This is a genomic window from Stenotrophomonas pictorum JCM 9942, assembly GCF_001310775.1.
Classification (GTDB): domain Bacteria; phylum Pseudomonadota; class Gammaproteobacteria; order Xanthomonadales; family Xanthomonadaceae; genus Stenotrophomonas; species Stenotrophomonas pictorum.
In genome coordinates this window covers 1-530 of record NZ_BAZI01000818.1, presented here as the reverse complement: position 1 = coordinate 530, position 530 = coordinate 1, and the positions used below count along the sequence as shown (strand labels likewise).

Below are 530 nucleotides of genomic sequence, written 5' to 3'. Positions count from 1 at the left end.
AAGGGCACCGCGCACAGGATCATGCCCGGCGCGCCAGCGCGACCGGGAATGCGATGGACATGCTCGCCCGGCTCGGCCAGCAACGTGGGCACCACCAACGTGTCCAGCCGCGCCAGCAACCCGCGCGACTCGGACAGCATCGCCGGCGAATCGTGGTTGCCGCCCAGCACCACCAGCCGCGCGCCGGTATCGCGCAAGGCGACGATGAACTGGTTGTACTGCTCGCGCGCGTAGCTGGGCGGGGTGCCGGTATCGAACACGTCGCCGGCCACCAGCACCGCATCGACCTGGTGCTCACGCACCTGCCCGATCAGCCAGTCCAGAAACGCCGCATGTTCGGCTTCGCGCGACTGGCCGAGGAAGTTCTGGCCCAGGTGGAGATCGGAGGTGTGCAGCAGGCGCATGTGGGGCGGTTCCCGGAAGGAAGCGGATGGCGCGGAGCGCATCCGGTGTGGCGAAGAGCGGCAAGTGTGCACCGCCGGCGATGCTGCGGCCATGCCAGCACGGCGGCGTCGCAGCCGCTGCGACCG

1 protein-coding gene is annotated in these 530 nt (G+C 70.0%); it reads right to left on the bottom strand.

Annotated elements, in window-relative coordinates; all coding sequences use genetic code 11:
- Positions 1 to 404 (bottom strand): exonuclease subunit SbcD (sbcD, locus tag JCM9942_RS17860; RefSeq protein ID WP_157723101.1); only part of this gene is annotated, 404 nt, incomplete at its 3' end.
- Positions 405 to 530: the final 126 nt, after the last annotated feature.